The following is a 1,745-nucleotide window of genomic DNA, read 5'->3' on the forward strand; positions in this document are numbered from 1 at the left end:
CCCCCCCTGCCGCGCAGAACGGCGCGCAGGCCGCCCCCCCCTCCGGTGGCGACGATCAGGAGAGCGGCGCGAACGAGATTTTCCGGCTCGAGGCGATCGGGCATGTGCATATTTTTACCCAGACCGACCAGGCCTGGGGCGACAAGGCCATTTACGACATGGACCAGGCTGTTCTTGTCATGACCGGCAATGCACTGAAGCTGACTACGCCGCAGGATGTGCTGACCGCCCGGGATTCCATGGAATATTACTCGCAGCAGCGTATTTCCATCGGCCGGGGCAACGCGACCGTAACCACCGACGACCACCGCCAGATCCGTGCCGACGTGCTGGTGGGCTACAGCGCCCCGCCCACACCCGATGGCCAGAACGGACAAGCCACACCGAACGGGCAGGACCAGGAAAAGCAGGACAGTTCCGGCGACCCGCTGACAAATGGTTCGGGCAAGCTGGAAAAAGTGAACGCCTTCGGCCATGTCTGGGTCCGCACACAGACCGAGGTGGTAACGGGCGAACGGGGCGTTTACGTGCCCGATACCGGTATCGCTCGGATTGTGGGGAACGTGCACATCACGCGCGGGCCGAACCAGATTCAGGGGGCCGCCGCCATTATCAACATGCATACCGGTATCGCGACCATGACGGAACAGGCCGGGTCCCGTGTCAGCGGTGTGGTCGTTCCCAGCAATGGCGATACGTCGGACAGGAAATAAGCATGACCCGCGAAGTAGAATGGACGTCCGAGGAAAGCGTGACCGAGGTGGTGACAGGCCTGCCGCCTGAACCCGCCGACCCCACCGCTCCCCACCAGCCCGGCCACGGCCTGTTCGCACGCGGGATCGGCAAGTCCTACAAGAAGCGCGAAGTCGTCAAGGATGTATCGATCGAGGTACACAGGGGCGAGGCCGTGGGCCTGCTCGGCCCCAATGGCGCGGGCAAGACCACCAGTTTCTACATGATCGTGGGGCTGGTCCAGCCCGATACCGGGTCCATAACGCTTGACGGCGCCGATATTACCCACCTGCCCATGTACCGCCGGGCCAGGCTTGGTATCGGCTACCTGCCGCAGGAAGCCAGCATTTTCCGTGGGCTCAATGTGGAGCAGAATATTCTGGCTGCCCTTGAGGTGGTCGAACCCGATCCCGACCAGCGACAGGTCATGCTGGACAGCCTGCTGAACGAATTCGGCATTTCGCACCTGCGCCGTTCACCGTCGCTCGCACTGTCGGGCGGGGAAAGACGCCGGCTTGAAATTGCCCGTGCCCTGGCCAGCCAGCCGCATTACATCCTGCTGGACGAACCGCTGGCCGGGATCGACCCCATTGCCGTGGGGGAAATCCGCGATCTGGTGTCCCACCTCAAGGACCGCGGGATCGGCGTGCTGATTACCGACCACAACGTGCGCGAAACGCTTGAGGTCATCGACCGAGCCTATATCATGCACAGCGGACAGGTGCTGATGCAGGGCGTGCCTGAGGAAATCGTGGCCCATGAGGACGTGCGCCGCGTCTATCTGGGCGAGAGCTTTTCGCTCTAGCCCCTTCGCATTCAGGGCGGGTCCGCGCCCTGAATGCATGCTGGCGGTCCGCCGTTTCGGCACCCCTGTTCCATGACATGAAATAGATCGGCCGATGCGGTTAACCCCGCACGGTCTTGCGGCACAGGCACGTCAAGCCAAGCTCTGCGCCCCGTGGCACCGCCGTACCGACCGAACGCCCACGCACCGGGACCATCCGCCGCCTGAT

General features: G+C 63.4%; 2 protein-coding genes. Both read left to right on the forward strand.

Features of this window, described 5'->3' with window-relative positions; translation table 11 throughout:
* Window positions 1-713: LptA/OstA family protein (locus ABF990_RS10735; RefSeq protein WP_415506605.1), on the forward strand; the 713-nt coding region annotated here is incomplete at its 5' end.
* A gap of 2 nt (window positions 714-715) precedes the next feature.
* Window positions 716-1,537, forward strand: coding sequence for an LPS export ABC transporter ATP-binding protein (lptB, locus tag ABF990_RS10740; protein ID WP_415492445.1), 822 nt, complete (start codon window positions 716-718; stop codon window positions 1,535-1,537).
* Window positions 1,538-1,745: the final 208 nt, after the last annotated feature.

Origin of the sequence: Acetobacter sp. (assembly GCF_047723915.1) — a bacterium.
In the GTDB taxonomy this organism is placed as follows: Bacteria; Pseudomonadota; Alphaproteobacteria; order Acetobacterales; family Acetobacteraceae; genus Acetobacter.